Origin of the sequence: Kitasatospora sp. NPDC093102 (assembly GCF_040683915.1) — a bacterium.
GTDB lineage: Bacteria > Actinomycetota > Actinomycetes > Streptomycetales > Streptomycetaceae > Kitasatospora.
This window is the reverse complement of record NZ_JBFBFA010000017.1, coordinates 44,029-63,313: the sequence shown is the minus strand read 5'-3', so window position 1 is coordinate 63,313 and position 19,285 is coordinate 44,029. Positions and strand designations below refer to the sequence as shown.

Below are 19,285 nucleotides of genomic sequence, written 5' to 3'. Positions count from 1 at the left end.
TCAGGGGCGGGTGCTGAACGGGCCGAGGATCCCGGCGTCGATCCGGAGGGACTCGACCATGGCAGCGGCGTTCTCCAGCGTGAACACGTCGGCCGCGGCGAGGACGCCGGTGTACTTGGCGATCACCGGTGCGGCGGCCTGCGCCGCCACCGCGTCGAGGTAGGTCTTGAAGATCGCCCAGGAATTGCCCTGCGGGCCGTACTTCGCGAAGTACGGCGCGGGGTCCAGGTTCATCGAGGCCCGGCTGGAGGCTTCGAGGTCGGCCGTGTAGGCGCGCTGGAGATCGCCGTCCGCGCGCACGCCCAGCCGGCCGAGGTGGCCGCCGACCAGGGTCCGCCACGGGTAGCCCATGGCGATGTCCTGCGCCCGCAGCCAGGCCGGGATGTCCTGGGAGACCGCGAGGTTCTTGAACGGCACCCAGCCCGGGTACAGGACGTCGACGACCATCAGGGTCCTGTGCTCCGGTGCGTGGATGAAGATGTTGTCCGGGCTGTGGTTGGGGCCGTGGTGGGCCAGCTCCAGACGCTCACCGCCGACCTCCAGCGTGTAGCGGTCCTCGAAGGTGACGGTCGGCGCGGGACGGTTCGGGTCGCCGTCGCGCAGCAGCAGGCGCCGGCATTCGGCGTGGCCGATCCGCACGACGTCCTTGCCGAGGATCGACGAGGCGCCCGCGTGGTCGGCGTGCGAGTGCGAGTAGACGAGGTGCGTGACCTGCGACGGCCGCCCGTTGGCCCGCGTCACGTCGGCGATCGCCCGCAGCAGGTTGTGCCCGATGGTCGGCGGGGCGTCGACCAGGACGACGCCTTCCCGGGTGCTGAGGAACATCGCCTGGTAGTACCCGTCGGTGACCCAGTGGAGGTTCCCGTCGATCCGGCCGACGTGGTAGCCCGCGTCGTTGATCGCCGGTCCCTTCGCGGCGAGCGGGACCGGTGCGAAGTCGGGGAGGCCGGGGGTGCCGGTCGGGGCGGCTGCTGCCGTGCCGCCCAGGGCGGTGCCGGCGACGGCGACCGCGGGCAGCACCGCCGCCGTGCGCAGCAGGGCCCGGCGGTTCGCCGGGGCGTTCATCGGCTGGCTCATGGAGTGGCCCTTCGGGATCGGTGGTGCGGTGCGGGGGGGGGGATTCGGCTGCTCGTGGCGGACGGGTGCGCAGGCGGCGCGCGGCGCAGCAGGACCCGGGTGAGCAGGCCGCCCACCGTGCCGCGCACGATCGCGGCGCGCGAGGCAGCCCGCGGAGAGCCGGGGCGCCTGCCCTGGATGGCGCTCCCCTCGCCCGGAATCACCCGAAATCACTCGAAACAGGGGTCGGACATCCGGACGACGGCGTCCGCCTCGGGGGCGGCCCCGCGCCGACCGGGCCGGCGCCGCTGCTCCTCGGCGTCGGCGGCGGCCTGGCCCAGCAGTTCGGCCTGGCGCACGCCGTCGCCGACGCGGCGAAGGCCGGCCTGGTAGCCGCCGAAGTGGGCGAGCGGGCTCCAGGCGGGTTCGACCGGCGGCGCGGGCGCCGCGAGGCCCTCGAACTCGCCGACCGCGTGCACGATCCGGCCGCCGACCACGGTGCAGGCGGCTTCGATGAGCGGGATGTCCTGCTCGGCAACGGTGAAGTAGTCGTCGGTGAGGAGCGCGAGATCGGCGAGGAAGCCTGGGCTCAGCCGGCCCTTCACCTCCTGCTCGCCGGTGAGTCGGGCCCCGGCTGCGGTGTACATCTCCAGCGCGGTCTCCCGGCTGACGCAGTGTGCTGCCGAACGGGTGCGCAGGCCGCCGACGGTACGCCCGGAGACGAGCCAGTGCAGGGCCACCCAGGGGTTGTAGGTGGAGACCCGGGTCGCGTCGGTTCCGGCCGCGACGCTCAGCCCGCGCTCGGCCATCGCGCCGAGCGGCGGGGCGGCCGCCGCCGCGGCCTCGCCGTACCGGCGTGCGAAGGTTTCGCCCTGGTACGCCAGCCGGTGCTGCACCCCGAGCGACCCGCCGAGCGCCGCGATGCGGTCCAGGCTCTCCGGCGAGACGGTCTCGGCGTGGTCGAACAGCCACCGTCCCGGTCCCGGGAAGAGCCCCTCGGCGGCGAGCTTCTCGAAGACCGCGAGGTCGCGGCGGATGGTCTCGTCATAGGTGGCGTGCAGCCGGAATCCCCAGCCGTTCTCCAGCAGGACCCGCACCGCCTGTTCCAACTGGGCTTCGTACGGACCGAGTTCAGGACGCGGCTGGGCGAAGTTCTCGAAGTCGGTGGCGGCCCAGACGAGGTTCTCGCCGGCGCCGTTGAACCTGAGCCACTCGTCGCCGTCGCCGGGCCTGACCAGGGTGGCCCAGCGCCGCAGGTCCTCGACCTCCTGCCCGAGCGTCTGCGGGAACAGGTGGTACGCGACGCGCACCGTGAGCTCCCCCGCGGCGGCCAGCTCCGTGACGGCCGTGTAGCCCGACGGGAAGTCCTGGAAACCGCCGGCGCCATCCACCAGCGAGGTCAGGCCGAACCGGTTGAGCTCGCGCAGGAAGTGGGCGGTGGAAGCCTTCTGCAGAGCGGGATCGAGCACCGGGGCCTTGGCGATCGTCGAGTAGAGCAGCCCGGCGGCCGGGGCGGCGACCAGCATCCCGGTCGGCTCGCCGTCGTGGCCGCGGACGATCTGCCCGCCCGCCGGGTCGGGGCTGTTGCGGGTGATGCCCGCCGCGCGCAGCGCGGCGCGGTTCAGCACCGCGGACTGGTACAGGTGCGTGACGATCACCGGCGTGTCCGGCGCCGCCCCGTTCAACTCGGCGGGCGAGGGCAGGCGGTGCTCGGCGACCGTCTCGATGCTCCAGCCGCCGGCTACGCGGACCCACTGGCCGGCCGGCGTCCGGGCGGCCTGCTCCCGCAGCATCCTGAGTCCCACCGCGAGCGACGGCACGCCGTCCCACCGCAACTCCAGGACGAAGTGCAGGCCGCCGCGGACGACGTGGCAGTGCGAGTCGTTCAGCCCGGGGACGACCCTGCGGTACTGCGCGTCCACCACCAGGGTGTCCGGCCCGATGTGCGGCGCGACGTCCCGGTCCTCGCCGACCGCGCCGATCCGCCCGCCGCGCACGGTCAGCGCCGAGGCCACCGGGCGGCGCGGGTCGCCGGTGTGGATCCGCGCGTTGCGGACGACCAGATCGGCGCGATCGTCTCCCTGGCTGGGCCGCAGGCCCGCCACGGGCATCGATGTCATCGGAGCTCCTCGCTTCGGTGAGTGCCACCCACAGCACAGCACCGGGCCCGGTCCGCTCGAACCGTGGAAAGACCCCAGTCCCGACGCGCCGTGACCGCGCGGCACGGCTGGGGACCGACCCCGGTGCGAAGCCGGGGCGCACCGTGGTGAGGCGCGCCCCCTGACCGAACCGCCGAACCGCAGCGGCTGACCCGCGCGCCGGCTCTCCCGCCATCGCCCGAAGCCACCGCGCCCCACCTCGTCACGGAGGCCGCGAGCAACTCCGAATTGACGTCACATCATTTCCTCCCCCGTACGAGCTGGCCAGATGACTCGTCGGCACCCGCGATGCTGCGCCCACCCGTCGCTTCGCGTCCGAGGAGGCCCTGATCAGCGTGGTACCGGTTCAGCAGCGTGCTCTCGTGACCGAACGCTCCCGGAGGAGTACGCCGCGCCGGCGCAACGCCTGCGGGCTGCGCAGCTCGTGCACGAGCAGACGCTCGGCGAGCCCGGCGCGCTGCTCCGGGGGAAGTGCGAGGACGGCTTCGACCAGCCTTTCGGCGGTGGCCTGGTCAACCACGCCGCCCGGGTCCTGGTAACCGAGCAGTCGCGCGGTGTCGGCGTCCATGTGCCCGCGCCGAGCCGCGTCCTCCGCGCCGTCCGGCTCTTCGGCGACGAGGCGCAGCGGCTCTGCGGCCTGCGCCGGGAGCAGCTCGGCGTACTTCGGCAGGTCGGAGTGCTCGGCGGTGAGAAGGAGGTGCTTGGCGATCAGGCCGGCCTCGGGGAAGGGGGTGTGCACGGCCAGCCGGGCCAGCTGTTCGGGTGCCAGGCCCAGGACGCAGCCGGCGTGCAGCAGCACCTCGCGCACCCGTGTGGCGCGGGGGACGTCGGGCAGTCCGGCCGTCGTGCGCTCGATGAAGCGGGCGATCACCTGCTGGGCCGCTTGTGCGTCGGCGTTCTCGCAGCCGCGGTAGTGGCGCGCGAGGTACCCCTGCCACCAGGCGAGTTGGACTTCGTAGAGCTCGCCGACCACGGCCTCGTAGGCCTCCTGCGGGAGCATGCCGGCGTCGGTGAGCTCCTTGAGCGCGGGGGCGAGGTCCCGGTACACCAGCCGCATCCAGGTGTGCGGGGACCGCTGGATCCCCCAGCACTCCGCTTGCGCGTGGTCGCCCAGCAGTTCGGCCAGGCTGATCTCCCCGGCGACGAACTCGCCGGCGACGCCGGTGCCGGTGGCCTCGAAACGGTAGAAGTGGTCGGAGCTGAGCGGCGGGAGGGGGGTGGGCAGCGCGTTGTCGATCAGCTTGTCCAGCTCCGCGTACCCGGCCTGCAACGCGTCGTGGTCCAGGGCGAGTCCGGGCGAGAGCGGATCAGCGAAGCGGGTCTTCAGCTTGGCGATCTCCTCGGAGATCGCCTGGTAGAGGAAGATCTTGTCGAACCGGTAGCTGAACGAGAGCCCGATGTACGGGAAGACGGTGCAGCTGCGGCACTCCGTGCGGTGCCCGACCTCCTCGTCGCGCACGCGCAGGAACTCCGGGTCCTGCACCAGCTCGCGCAACGGGCGGTCCCACTGCACCGAGTTGTCGAAGGCGTGGTAGCAGGGCAGCACCAGGCGCCCGTCGGGGCCCACGGTCAGGATCCGCTTGTTGGCGTAGCAGTCGGTGGGGGCGGCGGGATCGAGGTTCTCCACGTACTTGCGGAAGTGGAGATTGATCAGCGCGAACGGCTGGTAGAGCAGCCGTATCAGTTCGGAGGCGATCAGGTCACCGGTCGGCTCCGACTCGTTCATCCGTCCGTCGCGCCCGGCCGGGGCCGCGAGCGGCTTGCCGTTCTGCTCGATCAGCTTGAGCTTGCGGGCCGTGCGGTTGGTGTCGCGGACGGTGTCCTGCTCGTCGAAGTAGTCGAACATCCCGGAGAAGTAGACGGTGATCCGGTTCTCGTGGGCGAAGCGCAGCAGGTCCGGTATCTCGTCCACGTTCTCGCGGGTGACCACGCAGATCAGCTTGAGCTTGCCGGATCCGGTGGCGACCACCCGCTGGATCACGTCGAGCGCCCGGTCCAGGGTCGGCACGCCGCGGATCTGCCGGTAGCGGTCGGGCCGGAGGGTGTCCAGGGAGACGTTCATGGTGTCGACGTACGGCAGGATCGCGTCGATGTGCTTGGCGAACCGGATGCCGTTGCTGGTGATCTCCACCGCCATCCCGAGCGACTTGGCGTACTGCACGATCCCGTTGATGTGAGGGTGCAGCACCGGCTCGCCGCCGGTGAAGTCGACGTAGCGGACACCGAGTTCGTGCAGTTCGTCCAGGATCTGACAGGCCCTTTCCAGGGTGAGCTCCTGGTAGCCCTTGAACTTGTCGTCCTGCCAGACGTTGCAGTAGCCGCAGAGCGAGTTGCAGCGGAAGGTGATGTAGAAGCGGGCCGACTGGAGCCGGCTTGGGGGGACGGCGGAAGTGGTGCTCGCGGTCACGGGTGTGGGTTCTCCGACAGGTAGGGGCGGGGGGCGGGAGGGGTGGCGTGGGGCGGGTCAGGGCAGTGGGGCGCCCCGGGCCGCGATCCAGAGCTCGTACCACTCCTCGTGGGTCAGGTCCGGTTCGTGGAAGGCTGCGTCGCGACAGGCGCGGATGCGCTCGGGGCGGCTGGTGCCGATGACCGGGACGATCCGCGCGGGATGGCGCCTGAGCCACCACAGCAGCACGGTCTCGGGTGTGGTGTCCTTCTGCCGGGCGAGCCTGCGCAGCAGGTCGGCGGCCGGCGAGGCCTCGGTGCCGGTGTACCGACCGCGGGCCAGCGCACCCCAGGCCTGGAGCTGGATGTCGTGGTCCACGCAGTACTCGACGGTGCCTTCGGGGAAGCCGTCCGCGCCCGCGGCCGGCGTGTTGAGCAGCACCCCGGCCTCGACCCAGCCGCGTCGGGCCAGGCTCATTTCCAACTGGTTCACCGTCAACGGGAGGTCGAGCCGTGCCTGGAGGTGGGCCATCTGCGCGGCGCTCATGTTGGAGACGCCGATCTGCCGGACCAGGCCCTGGCGGTGGAGCGAGTGGAGCGCCTCGGCGATCTCCTCCGACGCGGCCAGCGGGTCCGGCCGGTGCAGCAGCAGGGTGTCCACCACGTCGGTGCGCAGCCGGGTCAGGCTCTCCTCGACGCGCTGGACGATGCTGCGGGCGGCCAGGTGGTAGTGGCCGGGCCGGGTGCCGTCGGCGAGGCGGATGCCGCACTTGGTCTGCAGGGTTATTCGGGCGCGCAGACCGGGGGCGCGGGACAGTACCTCGCCGAACACGGCCTCGGACTTGCCGTGGCGGTAGATGTCCGCGTGGTCGAACGCGGTGATCCCGGCCTCCAGCGCGGCCTGGACCGCGGCCTCGGCGCGGTCGACGTCGGCCGTTGTGCAGGGGGCGTGGTTCCAGTCTCCGCCGAGCCCCATGCAGCCGTAGACGAGCCGGTCCTCGCCTCCGGGCCGGGCGTGGTCCGCGGGCGCGGCGTTGTGGGCGGTCATCGTGAATCGGCCTCCTTGAGCGCGTCGGCGAGCAGTTCGGCGAGGGCGAGCACCGGGAGCTGGGTGTTGGCGGCGGGGACGGTCGGCAGGACGGACGCGTCGGCGACCCTGAGGTTGGACAGGCCGCGGACCCGTCCCTCGCCGTCCGTGACGGCGGCGGGGTCGTCGGGTCGTCCCATGGCACAGGTGCCGACCGGGTGCCAGTAGGTGCCGAGCCGGGCTCGGAGTTCCTCGTCGGACAGGTCCTGCGACGGGCGGCCCGTCAGCGGGGCGACCAGCGGCCGCAGCGGCGAGGTGGCGGCCAGCCGTTCGACGACGGCCAGGCCGGTGCGGAGCGTGGCGGTGTCCCGGCCCTCCGGGTCGGTGAGGAAGCCCGAGTCGATGTCGAGCGGATCGGCGGGGTCCGCCGAGCGGAGCCGGACCCGGCCGCGGGAGGCGGGTTTCATGAGGAAGGCGGAGATGCCCGCCTCGTACTCCCCCGGCGGCAGGCGGCCGAAGAGCGGGTCGCCTGCGGAGGGCAGGACGTGCAGGTCCCAGGAGCCCGGCGGGCAGTGCGCGCTCGCCGCGCGGATCAGCATCCGGCTGACGTACAGTTCGCCGTCCCGCTGCCGGGCGGCGAGTGCGGAGTTGAGCTCGGCGGTCGGGGCGAGCGGCACGAAGACGCCGGGCTGGTCACTCAGATTGGCGCCGACTCCGGGCAGGTCGACCTCCGGGCGGATGCCGGTCGCACGGAGCTGGTCGGCGGGGCCGATGCCGCTGCGCAGCAGCAACGCGGGCGAGCCGAAGGTGCCGGCGGCCACCAGGTAGGTGTCCGCGGTGAGCCTCTCGCGCCGCCCGGACACGGCGACCTCGACGCTCCGGACCCGGCCGTCGCGGACTTCCAGCCGCTCGGCGAGCGCGCCGCCCAGGACCGTCAGGTTGGGGCGGGACCGCGCGTGTCCGAGGTAGCCGAAGGCGGCGTTCCAGCGCAGGCCGTCGTGGGCGTTCAGCAGCGGGGTGCCGTACCCGGGTTCGCCCGGGGCGGCCATGTCGACCTCCTGGTAGCCGAGTTCGTGCGCCGCGGCGAGGGCCGCGCGGCTCCAGGCGGAGAACTCGCGGTCCGGCACGGGCCGCAGCCCCATCTGCTCGACCGCCCGGGCGCGGTACGGCGCCATGGCATCGGCCGACCAGCGTGGGCCGCCCGCGGCGGTCCACTGCGCGTGGTCGGCGTGCGAACCCCAGGTGTGCCAGCAGCCGTTGACGCAGGAGGAGCCGCCCAGGACCCGGGCGCGGATGCGGTGGACCGCGGCGCCGCGCTCCCAGACATCGGTGCGCGGCAGGGCACGGGCGTCGAGCAGCGGACGCGGCCACGCCTCCTGCTCGGGGCCGTAGTCGGGCCCGGCCTCCACGAGGCAGACGGTTCGGGCCGGGTCCTCGCTCAGCCGGGAGGCCGCCACGCAGCCGGCCACACCCCCGCCGAGGATCACGACGTCGTAGCCGGACCGGAGCCCGTCCGCTGCCGTACGCGTCATGCGTCGCCCCTCGCGGACTCGGCCGGCCGGGCGGTCCGCGCGGCCGCGTCCGAGGCCGTCAGCAGATCGGCGGACCGGGCCAGCAACTCGTCGCGGCCGATGGCATCGGCGCGGGTCGACGGCACCGTGCACGCGTGCGCTCCGGCCACGACGCCGTACAGCGCGCAGCGGCGTACGTCCTCGCCCGCGAGCCAGCCGAGCAGGAAGCCGGAGGCGAAGGCGTCGCCGGCGCCGTTGGTGTCCACCACCGGGGCGGGCGGGGCGACGGCGGGGACGTGCGTCAGCTCCCCGTCGGCCAGCAGGTAGGCGCCCTCGGCGCCGGCGGTGGCCACGACGATCCGGGCCCGCCCGCGCGTCACGATGTCGCGCATGGTGCGTTCCGGGTCGGCCAGGGCGGTGGTGGACAGGAAGACGAGGTCCGCGGCAAGCGCGAAGGGCTCGTGGTAGGGGTTGACGCCGTCCCAGTTGTGGAGGTCGGTGGAGATGGTGACGCCGGCCTCACGCAGGGCGGGCATCGCGAAGGCGCACGGGTAGGTGATCACCACGTGGGCGTGCCGACTGGCCGCGGCGAGGGCGCGCACCGTGGCGTCCGGGAGGCGGTCGGCCTCCTGGGAACGGGTGTTGTCGTACAGCGAGAGCCGCCGCCCGTCGGGGCCTACCAGGTTGACCGCTCGCTTGGTGCCCTGGACCGAGGGGACCTCGGTGAGCGTGATGCCCCGGTCCCGGTGGAACGCGCGGACCAGGTCGCCCTCCGGGTCGTCGCCGAGCAGGTCGATGTGGTGGGTGCGCAGGCCGAGGGCTGTCACGCCGAGGGCCACGAAGTCGCCGCTCTGCCCCGCGCGGGTCACGATGCCCGGGTCGATCATGTAGCTGTCGGCGTACGGAAGCGGCAGCTCGGGGACGTGGACGATGGTGTCCACGCCGGCGCCGCCCAGTACGAGGATGTCGGTCTCGGTGCTCATGGGATGGGATTCCTCTCTGATGGGGACAGGGGTGGTGTCACAGGTCGCGGTAGAGGTCGGCGACCGCTCTCGGGCCCGGGTGGGCTCGCACGTCCTCCAGTGTCAACGCGTTTCCCTGCGGATCGGCCACGGGCAGCCGCCAGTTGGGGTACTCGTGGGAGGTGCCGGGCAGGTTCTGCGGGCGCCGGTCGCCCACGGTGTCCGGGAGCCAGACGCCGAGGAGCTTCGCCGGGGTCCGGGCGAGGAAGCGGTGCAGGGCCAGCGTCTCGCGGCTCGGGACGGCCCCGGACTCCGTGTCCTGCGCGGGGCGGTCCGGTCCGAGCAGTTCGCATCGGCCCAACTCCGCGAGCCAGCCGTCGCGTTCGGCGGCCGCGGCGGCCTCGGCCTGGTCCACCGGCTGGGTGAGCAGGCCCAGGCCCTGATGGAGCCGGAGGTGCTCGCCGTCCAGCCAGGCGGCCGTGCTGGGCAGGTCATGGGTGGTCAGCGTGGCGAGGCAGTCGGCGCGCCACTCCTCGGCCGGCAGCGGCCCGGAGCGCTCCTCCGAGCCGCCCGCGTACTCGAACCGCAGCACCGAGGTGCCGAGGATCCCTCGGTCCGTCAGCTCCTCGCGCACCCCCGGCTCGACGGTGCCCAGGTCCTCGCCGATGACGATGCTGCCGGCCCGGTGCGCTTCCAGGGCCAGCACGCCCAGCAATGCCTCGTGGTCGTAGCGGACATAGGTGCCCTGGTCGGCCCGGGCGCCCTCGGGGATCCACCAGAGCCGGAACAGGCCCATCACGTGATCGAGACGAAGGGCTCCGGACCGCCGCAGGGTCGCCCGCACCACCTCGGCGAACGGCGCGTAGCCGGACGCGGCCAGGGTGTCGGGGCGCCACGGCGGCAGCCCCCAGTCCTGCCCGCTGCGGTTGAAGTCGTCGGGCGGGCACCCGACGGTCATCCCGCTCGCGAGGTACGGCTGGAAGCACCAGGCGTCCGCGCCCTCCGGGTCCACGCCCACCGCGAGGTCGTGCATCAGCCCGATCGCCATGCCCGCCCCCGTCGCGGCGAGCTGCGCCCGATCGAGTTGCTCGTCGACCTGCCAGGCCAGCCACCGGTGGAAGGCGACCCGGTCGCCGAGCGCGGCCCGTGCCGCCGCGATCCCGGTGCCGTCGGGAGTGCGCAGCCCGTCGGGCCAGGAGCGCCAGCGCGGACCGTGCACCTCGGCGAGCGCGCACCACAGGGCGAAGTCGTCCAGTCCGGGACCGCCGGCCTCGGCGTAGCGCCGGTAGGCCTGCTCCCGGGCAGGGCGGAGGGGGACCCGGTGCACCAGCTCCAGGGCCTGGAGCTTCAAGGACCGGGCGGCCTCGCGGTCGATCAGCTCGCCCGCCTGCACCCGCTTGTTCAGCTCCCGTGCCTGCCCGAGCAGGAGGTCGGCCTGCGCGCGGTCGTCGCCGGTCAGCTCGGCGAACTCGGCGACGGCCTCGACGCGCAGGTTCATCGGGTCGGCGTGGCGCCTGCTGCTCGGCCGGTACGGGGACGGGTCGGGCAGCGGCCCCGGCACGTAGGCGTGCAACGGGTTGAGCAGGACGAACCCGGCGCCCAGCCCACCCGCCCAGGAGGCGAGTTCGGCCAGGTCACCCAGGTCGCCAAGGCCCCAGGAGCGGTGCGAGAGCAACGAGTACAGCTGCACCAGGAAGCCCCAGTGGCGGCGCTCCGGCCCCGCCAGGCGTTCCGGGGCGACCACCAGCGGAACGGCCTCGGCCCGGCCTGCGCGTTCGGCGTGCAGGACGTGGTGGCCGACGGGGAGGCCCGCCAGCTCCCGGCCGAGGCCGCCGACACGGTGGCGGGCGCCCTGCTCGGTCTCGATCCACAGCTCGGCCCCGGCCGGGGTGGCCAGATCGGCGCGCGGGTGGCCCGCGCGCAGCACCACGGCGGGCGGCAGCAGCCGGTGGGCGAGGGCCTCCCGGCGCTCGGCGAGGGCGTCCCGGATGCCGGCGGAACTGCTCGTGTCGGCGCCGAGGGCGGCGAGCACGGCGCGCAGGGTGTCGGGCGAGATGTCGACCGCCCGGCCCAGGTCGGTGGTGTAGCGGGTCGCCACACCGTGGAGCCGGGCCAGCTCGGTCAGGTCGCGGTTGATGTCAGCGGATCGGGACATGGCTGCTGCTCGGTTCTGTGTCGAGGTGGGGGACGGGTGGGAAGAGCTGCTCCAGGACCGCGGCGACGCCGTCCTCTTCGTTCGTGGGGGCGATCTCGTCGGCGCGGCGGAGCACGTCCGGGTGGGCGTTTCCCATCGCGACGCCGTGCCCGGCCCAGTCGAGCATCGGGATGTCATTGGGCATGTCGCCGAAGGCGACGGTGTCGGCGGCGGAGAAGCCGAGCAGACGGGCGGCCGCGGCCAGACCGTTGCCCTTGCTCACGCCGACGGGCAACAGCTCGACCATGCCCTCCCCGGAGTGGGTGACCGCGAGCCGGCCGGCGCAGATCCGCGCGGCCAACGCGGCCAGCCGGTCGTCGTCCATCCGTCTGCCGCGGATCAGCACCTTCTCGACCGGCTGCGCCCACAGCTCCTCCGGATCGCGCACCAGGCGCCACCCGTGCCGGACCCGGTCGCCGAAGGCGCTGGTGACCAGGAAGTCCCCGGTCGGCCCCGCGGTGACCACGCCGAACTCGAGTGGTCCGGCGGCCTCGGCGATCCGGTCGACCAGCGCCCGTGCGCCCGGCCGGTCCAGTTGCGCCGTGGACAGCAGCCGGTCCGTGGTGGCGTCGTACAGCTGCGCACCCTGGCCGCACACGGCCAAGCCCTGGTAGTCCAGGGACGCCAGAAGGCTGCGGCAGCCGCCGGCCGGGCGGCCGGTGACGACCAGGTGGCGGGCGCCGCTCGCCCGCGCCCGGGCGAGCGCGGTGCGGGTGCGGGCGGAAACCGTCAGGTCGTCGCGGAGCAGGGTGCCGTCCAGATCGGTGGCGACGACGGTGAAGCGGGGTGGCGCGGTCATCGCCCCTCCGGCTGGTGCAGCGTCAGCAGGGCGTACGCGGCCAGCGTCGCGGCGTCGGTGATCCGGCCGGAGCGGACCAGCTCGCGCCACTCCTCCGGACCGGCCCGGCGCTGGCGCATGTCGGCCTCGGTAGCCTCCCGTTCGGGCGCACCCTGGGTCAGCTCCTCGGCGAGGAAGACGTGACAGCCCTGGCTGGAGTAGCCGTAGGCGACGTGCAGCCGACCGAGGTGGGTCATCCGGGCGGCCCGCAGTCCGGTCTCCTCGCGCAGCTCCGCGCGGGCCAGGTCGAGCGGCGTGGTGCCCTGGTGGCCGGCGGGCCAGGAGCCCTGGGGGAACTCCCAGTAGCGTCCGCCGACCGGGTAGCGGTACTGCTCCACCAGGTGCACGCTGCCGTCCTCCTGGAGGGGGATCACCAGTGCGTAGTCGGGCTTGTCGATGACCCCGTACAGGCCCGGATCGCCGTCGGGGCCCAGGACGTCGTCCTCGCGGACGGTCATCCACCTGTTCCGGTAGACCTCGCGGGAGCGGACGGTGCGGATCAAGGTCGGACCTCCAACAGCTCGCGCATCCCCTCGGCGACGCCGCGCACCCGCAAGCCGTGCCGCAGGAGGAAGCCGTCCAGCAGGGAACTGGTCAGGCAGGTGTGGGCGGGGCGGCTGGCGTACCGGCCGTGGGCCCGGGGCACCCGGAGCACCCGGGTGCGCGGCAGGTCCAGGGCGTCGGCGATCGACTCGGCCCAGGCGGCGCGGGACACCCGGTCGGGGCCACCGAGGTGGAGCAGTGCGGGCGCGCCCGGCGCCAGGGCGGCGGCGGTCACCGCCGCGACGTCGTCCACCATGACCGGGGTCGTCCACTGGTCGTGCGGCGCCTCCACGGTCTCCCCCGAGCGGAGCCGGTGGGCGCAGGCGGCGAAGAAGTTGAGCCACTTCGCCGAGTCGGCCGGCTCCCAGCCGTAGACCAGGCTCACCCGCAGCACCGTGGTGTCCGGGGTGGCGCGGACGATCCGCTCGGCGGCCAGCTTGGCCCGCCCGTAGGCGTTGGCGGGGGCGGTGGCGGCGGACTCGTCGTTGTCGGCGGACGAGCCGTCGAAGACGTTGTCGGTGGAGACCAGGACCAGGCGGCGGCCGGCCGCGGCGGCGGTGAGGTGGGCCGCGGCGGCGGTGTGCAGCTCTTCGGCGCGCACCGGGTCGGCCTCGCACCAGGTCACGTCGGAGGGCCCGTGGACCAGGACCAGCCGGTCGGGCCGCACCTGGTCCACGACGCGCGCGCAGGCAGCCCGGTCGGCGGCGTCCAGGCGCACCCACGGCGCGTCCGCCCCGGCGGGCGGTCGACGGGAGGCGAGCACGGCGCGACCGCCGTCCCGGGCCACCCGGGCGGCCACCGCGCGGCCGACGAAGCCGCTGCCGACGATCAGGGTGGTGGCCCCGTCCGCGTGGGGAACGGTGGAGCTCATGCGACCGTCACCACCTGGTACGCGGCGCCCCGCGCGGCCAGCAGCCGACCGGCGCCGATCAGCCCGTGGTCGTCGTCGGGCGCCCCGAGCACGACCATCCGGCGGATCTCCGCCGGATCCAGGCCGAAGCAGCCGAGGCGCTCCAACTCCTCGGTGAGCAGCGCGGCGAACCGGGGGCCCACAGCCAGCGCGAAGCCGCCCATCAGGATGTACCGGCGCACGCCGATCGAGGTGAACACCGAGGTGATGGCGGAGGCGAGGTGGGCCAGGCCGCTCCGCAGCACCGCCGTGGCGAACGCGTCGTCGCCGCGCACCGCCGCCACCAGCGCCGGATTGTCCAGCAGCTCCGGGTCCGCGGCGGCCCGTGCGAGGGCCGAGCGGGCGTAGCCCTCCGGGTCGGCGTGGGCGGCACGGCGCGCGGCGGCGAGCATGCCTCGGCCGGAGGCGATCCCACCGAGGTGGCCGCGGCCCCCGCAGTCGCACAGCGGCGCGTGTGGCGAGGGATCGCAGGTCCAGTGGCCGAGTTCGCCGCCGTGGCCCTCGGCGTCCAGCAGCACCTCGCCCGCCCGGTACACCTTGCTACCGATGCCGGAGCTCACGGTGATCAGGCAGAACGGGGCCTCGTCCGGGCCGCTGACGTAGCGCCACACCGCGGCCGTCAGGTCGTTGACGACGACCACGGGGAGCCCGAGCCGCTCCTCCAGCAGCAGCCGCAGCGGGAGCGGCGCGCCGCGCTCGCCCCAGACGGTGGGTGCGGCCAGCACCCGTCCGTCGGCGGTGACCGGTCCGGCGAAGGCGAGGCCGACCGCGCCGCTGCCGTGCCGCGCCACCGCTTCGGCGGTCAGGTCGGCCAGCTGCCGCGCCACCCTGTCCTGCAGGATCGGCACGGGGGCGCCGGGATGGCGGGCCAGGCCCTCGGTCGGGGTGCGCCGGACATCCGTCAGGACGCCCGTCCCGGGCGCGTAGCGGGCGGTGCGCAGGGTGGTGCCGCCCAGGTCGACGACGGTGAAAGCGTCAGCCACGGAAGCCCACCCCGGCAAGCTCGACGGACGGCGGGGTCTCCACCTGCTGCACGGTTCCGTCCTCCAGCACCACCGCGCCGTCGATCTCGGCCCCGGCCGGCACGGTGGCACCCGGCAGCAGCACGCTGCGGCGCACTCGCGCCCCGGCTCCGACCCGGGCGCCGGGGAACGCGACGCTGTGCGCGATCAGCCCGTCGTTGACCAGGTCGGCCGCGACCAGGCTGCGGGTCAGCCCGGGGCCCGTATCGACCAGTCGGCGAGCCACCTCGGGCCTTATCGTGCAAGGAAGCTGACTGACGGTCATGGACGGGTCGTGGTCCAGTAGCGCCAGGTGGGCCCGGTGGTAGCGGTCCACGGTGCCGATGTCCTCCCAGTGGCCGCGGACCTCGTGGCCGAGGACCGACTCGCCGCCGGCGAGCATGGCCGGAATGACGTCCCGGCTGATGTCGTGCTGCCAGTCGGTGCCGTCCAGCAGTTCCAGGTAGTGGTGCAGCCGGGCCGCATCGAAGACGCAGAAGGCGGCGAAGACCAGGTCGCTGGTCGGCTCGGCGGGCTTCTCCACGAAGGTGGTGAGCCGGCCCGCCGCATCGAAGTCGACCATGCCGAACAGGTGGACGTAGCGACGCTCGATCCGCTGGTAGGCGAGCGTGAGCGCGGCGCCGGAACGCCGGTGGGCGTCGATCAGCGGCCCGTAGTCGAAGCGGTAGACGTGGTCCGCGTGCAGCACCAGGACCTCGGAGGTGTCCGGCCCGAACAGGTACGGGGCCTTGCGGATCAGAGCGTCCGCGGTGCCACGCTCCGGCGGCGCGGTCCGGTCCAGGGCCCGGTAGCCCTCGCCGGCGCGGTAGGGCTGGTCGTAGGGACCGAAATGGACCCGGAAACCGGGCCGCCACCAGGTGCGGTACAGGTCGTCCATCAACTGCCGTTCCTCGTACTGGGACAGCAGCAGCACCTCGCCGAAGCCGGAGGCCTCGGCGTTGGCGAGCGAGAAGTCGACGAGCCGGCAGGAGCCGCCGAACGGGACCAGCGGCTTGAGCCGTCCCGTGCCGAGCGCACCCATGCGGCGGCCCTCGCCGCCGGCCAGCAGCGTGGCACGCACCCCGTCAGTCATGGCGCACCACGTCCCAGGCGGAACGGCCGTCGGACAGGGTCAGCAGAAGGGTCAATTCCCCTCCAGGGTCGTCGGGTTCGCAGGTCAGGGGGCCGGTGAACTCGCCGGGCGCGGTGCGCTCCAGCGCGCGTACGGCGACCTCCCGGCGGCCGGCTCCGGGCGGGGTGAGGGTGACGGCTTCGACGCGCTCGGCGTGCGGCAGGCGGTAGACGATCCGGCCGTCCGCGACCGTGCAACGCCCGGCCAGGCGGGCGCTCAGCGACGGGTCGGCCTCGGCGGCGGCCGCGCAGCGGTCGAAGTCTGCGCGCGACCAGGCCGCCTCGAACAGGGCGCGGGCCGCGGCCGGGTCCAGCTCGCGGCAGCGCCGGTAGGCCTCGGCGTCGCCGAACCGGGCGGCGGCCTCGGCGATCGCGTCCGGACGGGCCTGGTAGGCCTCGTCGCCCAGCAGGTCGAACCAGCCGTGCCGCAGCAGCACGTCGGTGTCCGGCTCGGGACGGCGTCCCTCCCACAGCGGGGTGAACGCCTCCAGGTGGAGCCGGGCGACCTGGTCCCAGGTGAACTCCCCCGCCGTGGCGATGGCGTTGGCCCGGAGCCGGCGGTACTCCCCGGGGCGCTCGCGCAGCAGGGCGGCGGCCTGGCGGATGCGCGCGGCAAGGGCGTCGACGAGGAGCGCGTCGTCCTCCGCGAAGGACCGGTTGACGGCGAAGCCGGTGGCCCGCGCCGCGAAGGGGCCGTCCAGGGGATCGGCGACGTGCCCGAAGTGGGCCATGCCCAGCTGTGCGGTGGCAATGGGCACGGCGCCGACGGACATCGCCTCACCCTGGGCGATGAGGAACGTGTCCATCTCGAACTTCGAGGGGAACAGGCAGAAGTCGCAGGAGGCGGCGTACTCCGTGATCCGCTGTTCCTCGACCCGCTCGCACTCCAGGTGGATGCGGCCCTTGTGGCGTTCGACGACCTCGCGCAGGTACGGGTCGTCGATCCCGCCGTCGCTGATGCAGCGCAGCACGAAGTTGGCGGCGAGCCCCTCGTTCAGTACCCGGTCCACCGCCCGGAACAGCTCGACCTGGCCCTTGTGGTTCACCGCATAGCGGGCGTTGTGGAAGAAGGTCGGCACGTCGGGGTCGAGCCCGAGCCCGCCGAGGACCGCCGCCCGGTCCACGGCGGGCCGCTCCTGCGCGGTCCAGCGGGAGCCGATGGCACAGCCGCCGACGAAGCTCTTGTGGGCGTTGCGGGCCACCGTGTCGCGCACGGGCAGACGGGTGAAGAGCCGTTCGAAGGGGGTGTCCGCGAAGTCCGTGTAGAACGCCAGGTGGCCCGGCGACAGGAAGTCGACGAGGTCCGCGTGGTCGGCGACGAGGTCGTAGACGCGCACGTGCCCCGGACCGTACTCGTAGTGCAGGTGGGTGCGCTGCTGATAGGCGCTCAGGATCGTCTCGTGTTCGGTGCGCGGGCGGTCCGGCGCCTCGTCCTCGGCGGGCAGCTCGATCCCGGCGTCGAGGAACCGCAACAGCCGCTCGACCTTGGGCCGGTAGACCTTCTTGGTGATCGGCATGTTGCTCTGCACCGTCCCGACGACCAGCTTGGTCGGGTCGTCGCGGAAGGCCGCGGGGAGCAGGTAGTGGTAGTAGGGCTCGTGGGCGTGGATCAGCGCCTTCTCGTCGGCGAAGTGCCGGCGGATGAACCGTACGGCGCCCACCTGGTAGGCGAGCGGCTTGAAGAAGACCAGGTCGCTGCCCTTGGTGTGGTACGGCGGGTAGAACCGGTCGGGCAGTTCGTCCAGCAGGCGGTCGGAGAGGAAGTACAGGTCCACGCCGTCCAGGCGCAGCCGGTGGGCCGTGGTGGTCAGCGGGATGCCGACCTCGGGCGGGAAGGCGGTGCCCCAGGTGGCCGGGTCGAGCACCAGCGGCAGCTCGTAGCTGTCCTCGTAGTCGAGGGTCTCCAGGTCGTAGTCGGCGCGGAGGTCGTCGAGGCGGCCGTGAGCGGGGGTGACGACGGAGACGCGGTGGCCCTGCCCGGCGAGTGCCTTGGACAGGTTCCACAGGTAGACGGAGATGCCGCCCTGGAGGAAGCGGTGGTCGAAGCCCCCGCACTCGAAGTAGGTCTCTATGACGTGCACGGGGTGTCGCTCCTTCACCGGGCGGCCGGGAGGCCGCCGGCCTCCACGGCGTGCCGCAGGTTGATCGCGGCGTGGTAGGCGCGGTCGTGGGCGTAGGCGTAGTCGAGTTCGTGGAGCAGTCGGCGCAGCCGGAACAGCCGCCAGGCCGGGTGCCCGGCGAGGTCCGGGTCGCCGCCGACGAGCAGGTCGCCGACGCGCTCGGCCCACATTCCGGCGGCGCGGCGCAGCCTCTTGAGGCCGGCCAGGCGTTCCGCGGTCCAGCCGGGGGTGTCCGGTGCGACGTCGGCGGTTTGGAGCAGGGCGGTGCGACAGGTGTCCTCGGGGTCCAGGCCGAGGGTTTCGGCGGCGTGGTCGGCAAACTCGTCCGCGGTGAAGATCTCGATGCCGCGGCGGAGAGCGGCCAGGTCCTGCCAGGGCGACTGGGCGGTGCCGGGATCGGCCGGGTCCGACCGCCCGGTGGACAGGTCGATGACGCACAACTCCCAGGAGGCGTCCGGCCGTTCCAGTCGTACGACGTGCGACAGGTGCAGGTCGCCGTGGCACGGGCCGCTCGGCCAGGGCCGCGGTGGCAGCTCCGCGATGCGGCCGAGCTCGGCGCCGAGGCCGCGGACGGCGGCCTCGCGCGCCGGAACCGGGAAGCGCGCGTCGGCACGGATCAGCGGGGTCAGCGCCGCCAGCCGCTCGGCGGTCTCCGCGAGCCAGCCTGCGACGGGGAACTCCGGGTAGGGGCCGAGGCGTTCGGCGAGATCCCGGTGGAAGTCGCGCAGGAACCGCCCGGTGGCCCGCAGCGGCGCGGCCAGTGCCTGCTGGGAGGCGGCGACCGCGGTCTCCGGGTCGGCGCCCGCGTGCAACAGCGGCCACAGCGACCGGATCCCGGTGCGCAGGGGGATGTTGAGACCCTCGCCTTCGGCATAGCGGTAGACCACGCCGAGGGGCTCGCGCCGTCCGGAGGCGGTGTCCACGTAGCTGTAGTCGCCGACGGGCTGCTGGGTGCGGCCGCTGCCGCTCATCAGCCGCAGCAGTTCGGGCTCGCGGGTGCCGACGCTGACCCGGCGGTAGGTCTTGTGGGCGTGCGCCGTGCCGCCGAGGTCCAGCAGTGACAGGGCGTTGGAACACCAGCCCGGATCGAAGGGCAACTGCCCCCGGTAGGCGGCGGGTTCACCGTGGAACTCGATCACGTTGCCGCGTCGGGTGGGCAGCCGCAGTCCATCGCGCAGCGCGTCGACCACTGCCCGGTCGAAGGCGGCGGTGCCGGTCGCGGCTCGGCCCGGGGCGTCCTCGAAGACCGGGACGAACCAGCGGGAGCCGTCGGCCGACTCGGCCGGATCGCCACCGGCGCCGACCAGCAGCAGCTGGATCCCGCCCAGCACGGCCTGGTCGAGCACCTCGAAGCGCCCGGAGCGGCGGCTGGTCTCGTCCAACCAGGGGGCCTCACGCAGGAGGGCGGCCGTGGGCGGCGCGAGGTCGTCCGACAGCAGGGTGTCCAA

14 protein-coding genes are annotated in these 19,285 nt (G+C 73.7%); all 14 read right to left on the bottom strand.

The annotated features are described in order from the left end of the window. Complete coding sequence (locus AB0O11_RS22205; RefSeq protein WP_363389601.1) at positions 1-1,077, bottom strand: MBL fold metallo-hydrolase; 1,077 nt, start codon at positions 1,075-1,077, stop codon at positions 1-3. Positions 1,078-1,286: 209 nt separating this feature from the next. Next, complete coding sequence (locus tag AB0O11_RS22200; RefSeq protein WP_363389598.1) at positions 1,287-3,176, bottom strand: amidohydrolase; 1,890 nt, start codon at positions 3,174-3,176, stop codon at positions 1,287-1,289. 385 nt (positions 3,177-3,561) lie between these two features. Continuing rightward, positions 3,562-5,622, bottom strand: coding sequence for a radical SAM protein (locus tag AB0O11_RS22195; protein ID WP_363389595.1), 2,061 nt, complete (start codon positions 5,620-5,622; stop codon positions 3,562-3,564). A gap of 57 nt (positions 5,623-5,679) precedes the next feature. Then, complete coding sequence (locus tag AB0O11_RS22190; protein ID WP_363389592.1) at positions 5,680-6,648, bottom strand: aldo/keto reductase; 969 nt, start codon at positions 6,646-6,648, stop codon at positions 5,680-5,682. Then, entirely contained in the window at positions 6,645-8,159 is a 1,515-nt protein-coding gene (locus tag AB0O11_RS22185) for a GMC family oxidoreductase (protein WP_363389589.1), read from the bottom strand. Before AB0O11_RS22185 ends, AB0O11_RS22190 begins: the two co-directional genes overlap by 4 nt. After that, positions 8,156-9,121 (bottom strand): adenosine kinase, encoded by a 966-nt coding sequence (locus AB0O11_RS22180; RefSeq protein WP_363389586.1) that lies wholly within the window; start codon positions 9,119-9,121, stop codon positions 8,156-8,158. The genes AB0O11_RS22185 and AB0O11_RS22180 overlap by 4 nt, the downstream gene beginning before the upstream one ends. A 37-nt stretch (positions 9,122-9,158) precedes the next feature. Further along, positions 9,159-11,255, bottom strand: coding sequence for a 4-alpha-glucanotransferase (gene malQ / locus AB0O11_RS22175; protein ID WP_363389583.1), 2,097 nt, complete (start codon positions 11,253-11,255; stop codon positions 9,159-9,161). Continuing rightward, a complete protein-coding gene (locus AB0O11_RS22170; RefSeq protein WP_363389580.1) occupies positions 11,239-12,093 on the bottom strand; it encodes a Cof-type HAD-IIB family hydrolase in 855 nt (284 codons plus the stop codon). Before AB0O11_RS22170 ends, malQ begins: the two co-directional genes overlap by 17 nt. Beyond that, positions 12,090-12,635 carry an NUDIX hydrolase gene (locus tag AB0O11_RS22165; protein ID WP_363389577.1) on the bottom strand — a complete coding sequence of 182 codons (546 nt, stop codon included), beginning with the start codon at positions 12,633-12,635 and terminating at the stop codon, positions 12,090-12,092. Before AB0O11_RS22165 ends, AB0O11_RS22170 begins: the two co-directional genes overlap by 4 nt. After that, positions 12,632-13,546, bottom strand: coding sequence for a sugar nucleotide-binding protein (locus AB0O11_RS22160; protein WP_363389575.1), 915 nt, complete (start codon positions 13,544-13,546; stop codon positions 12,632-12,634). Before AB0O11_RS22160 ends, AB0O11_RS22165 begins: the two co-directional genes overlap by 4 nt. Next, on the bottom strand, positions 13,543-14,568 hold the full coding sequence (locus AB0O11_RS22155) for an ROK family protein (protein WP_363389572.1): 1,026 nt from the start codon (positions 14,566-14,568) through the stop codon (positions 13,543-13,545). The genes AB0O11_RS22160 and AB0O11_RS22155 overlap by 4 nt, the downstream gene beginning before the upstream one ends. Next, positions 14,561-15,679 carry a sugar phosphate nucleotidyltransferase gene (locus AB0O11_RS22150; RefSeq protein WP_363389569.1) on the bottom strand — a complete coding sequence of 373 codons (1,119 nt, stop codon included), beginning with the start codon at positions 15,677-15,679 and terminating at the stop codon, positions 14,561-14,563. Before AB0O11_RS22150 ends, AB0O11_RS22155 begins: the two co-directional genes overlap by 8 nt. Continuing rightward, positions 15,672-17,798, bottom strand: a complete 2,127-nt coding sequence (locus AB0O11_RS22145) for a glycosyltransferase (protein ID WP_363389566.1) — start codon at positions 17,796-17,798, stop codon at positions 15,672-15,674. Before AB0O11_RS22145 ends, AB0O11_RS22150 begins: the two co-directional genes overlap by 8 nt. A gap of 14 nt (positions 17,799-17,812) precedes the next feature. After that, positions 17,813-19,285 (bottom strand): hypothetical protein, encoded by a 1,473-nt coding sequence (locus AB0O11_RS22140; RefSeq protein WP_363389563.1) that lies wholly within the window; start codon positions 19,283-19,285, stop codon positions 17,813-17,815.

Excerpts from the sequence above, each read along its gene's own strand:
- AB0O11_RS22205 (WP_363389601.1), bottom strand. The coding sequence starts at position 1,077 with ATGAGCCAGCCGATGAACGCCCCGGCGAACCGCCGGGCCCTGCTGCGC.
- AB0O11_RS22200 (WP_363389598.1), bottom strand. The coding sequence starts at position 3,176 with ATGACATCGATGCCCGTGGCGGGCCTGCGGCCCAGCCAGGGAGACGAT.
- AB0O11_RS22190 (WP_363389592.1), bottom strand. The coding sequence starts at position 6,648 with ATGACCGCCCACAACGCCGCGCCCGCGGACCACGCCCGGCCCGGAGGC.
- AB0O11_RS22185 (WP_363389589.1), bottom strand. The coding sequence starts at position 8,159 with ATGACGCGTACGGCAGCGGACGGGCTCCGGTCCGGCTACGACGTCGTG.
- AB0O11_RS22180 (WP_363389586.1), bottom strand. The coding sequence starts at position 9,121 with ATGAGCACCGAGACCGACATCCTCGTACTGGGCGGCGCCGGCGTGGAC.
- malQ (WP_363389583.1), bottom strand. The coding sequence starts at position 11,255 with ATGTCCCGATCCGCTGACATCAACCGCGACCTGACCGAGCTGGCCCGG.
- AB0O11_RS22170 (WP_363389580.1), bottom strand. The coding sequence starts at position 12,093 with ATGACCGCGCCACCCCGCTTCACCGTCGTCGCCACCGATCTGGACGGC.
- AB0O11_RS22160 (WP_363389575.1), bottom strand. The coding sequence starts at position 13,546 with ATGAGCTCCACCGTTCCCCACGCGGACGGGGCCACCACCCTGATCGTC.
- AB0O11_RS22150 (WP_363389569.1), bottom strand. The coding sequence starts at position 15,679 with ATGACTGACGGGGTGCGTGCCACGCTGCTGGCCGGCGGCGAGGGCCGC.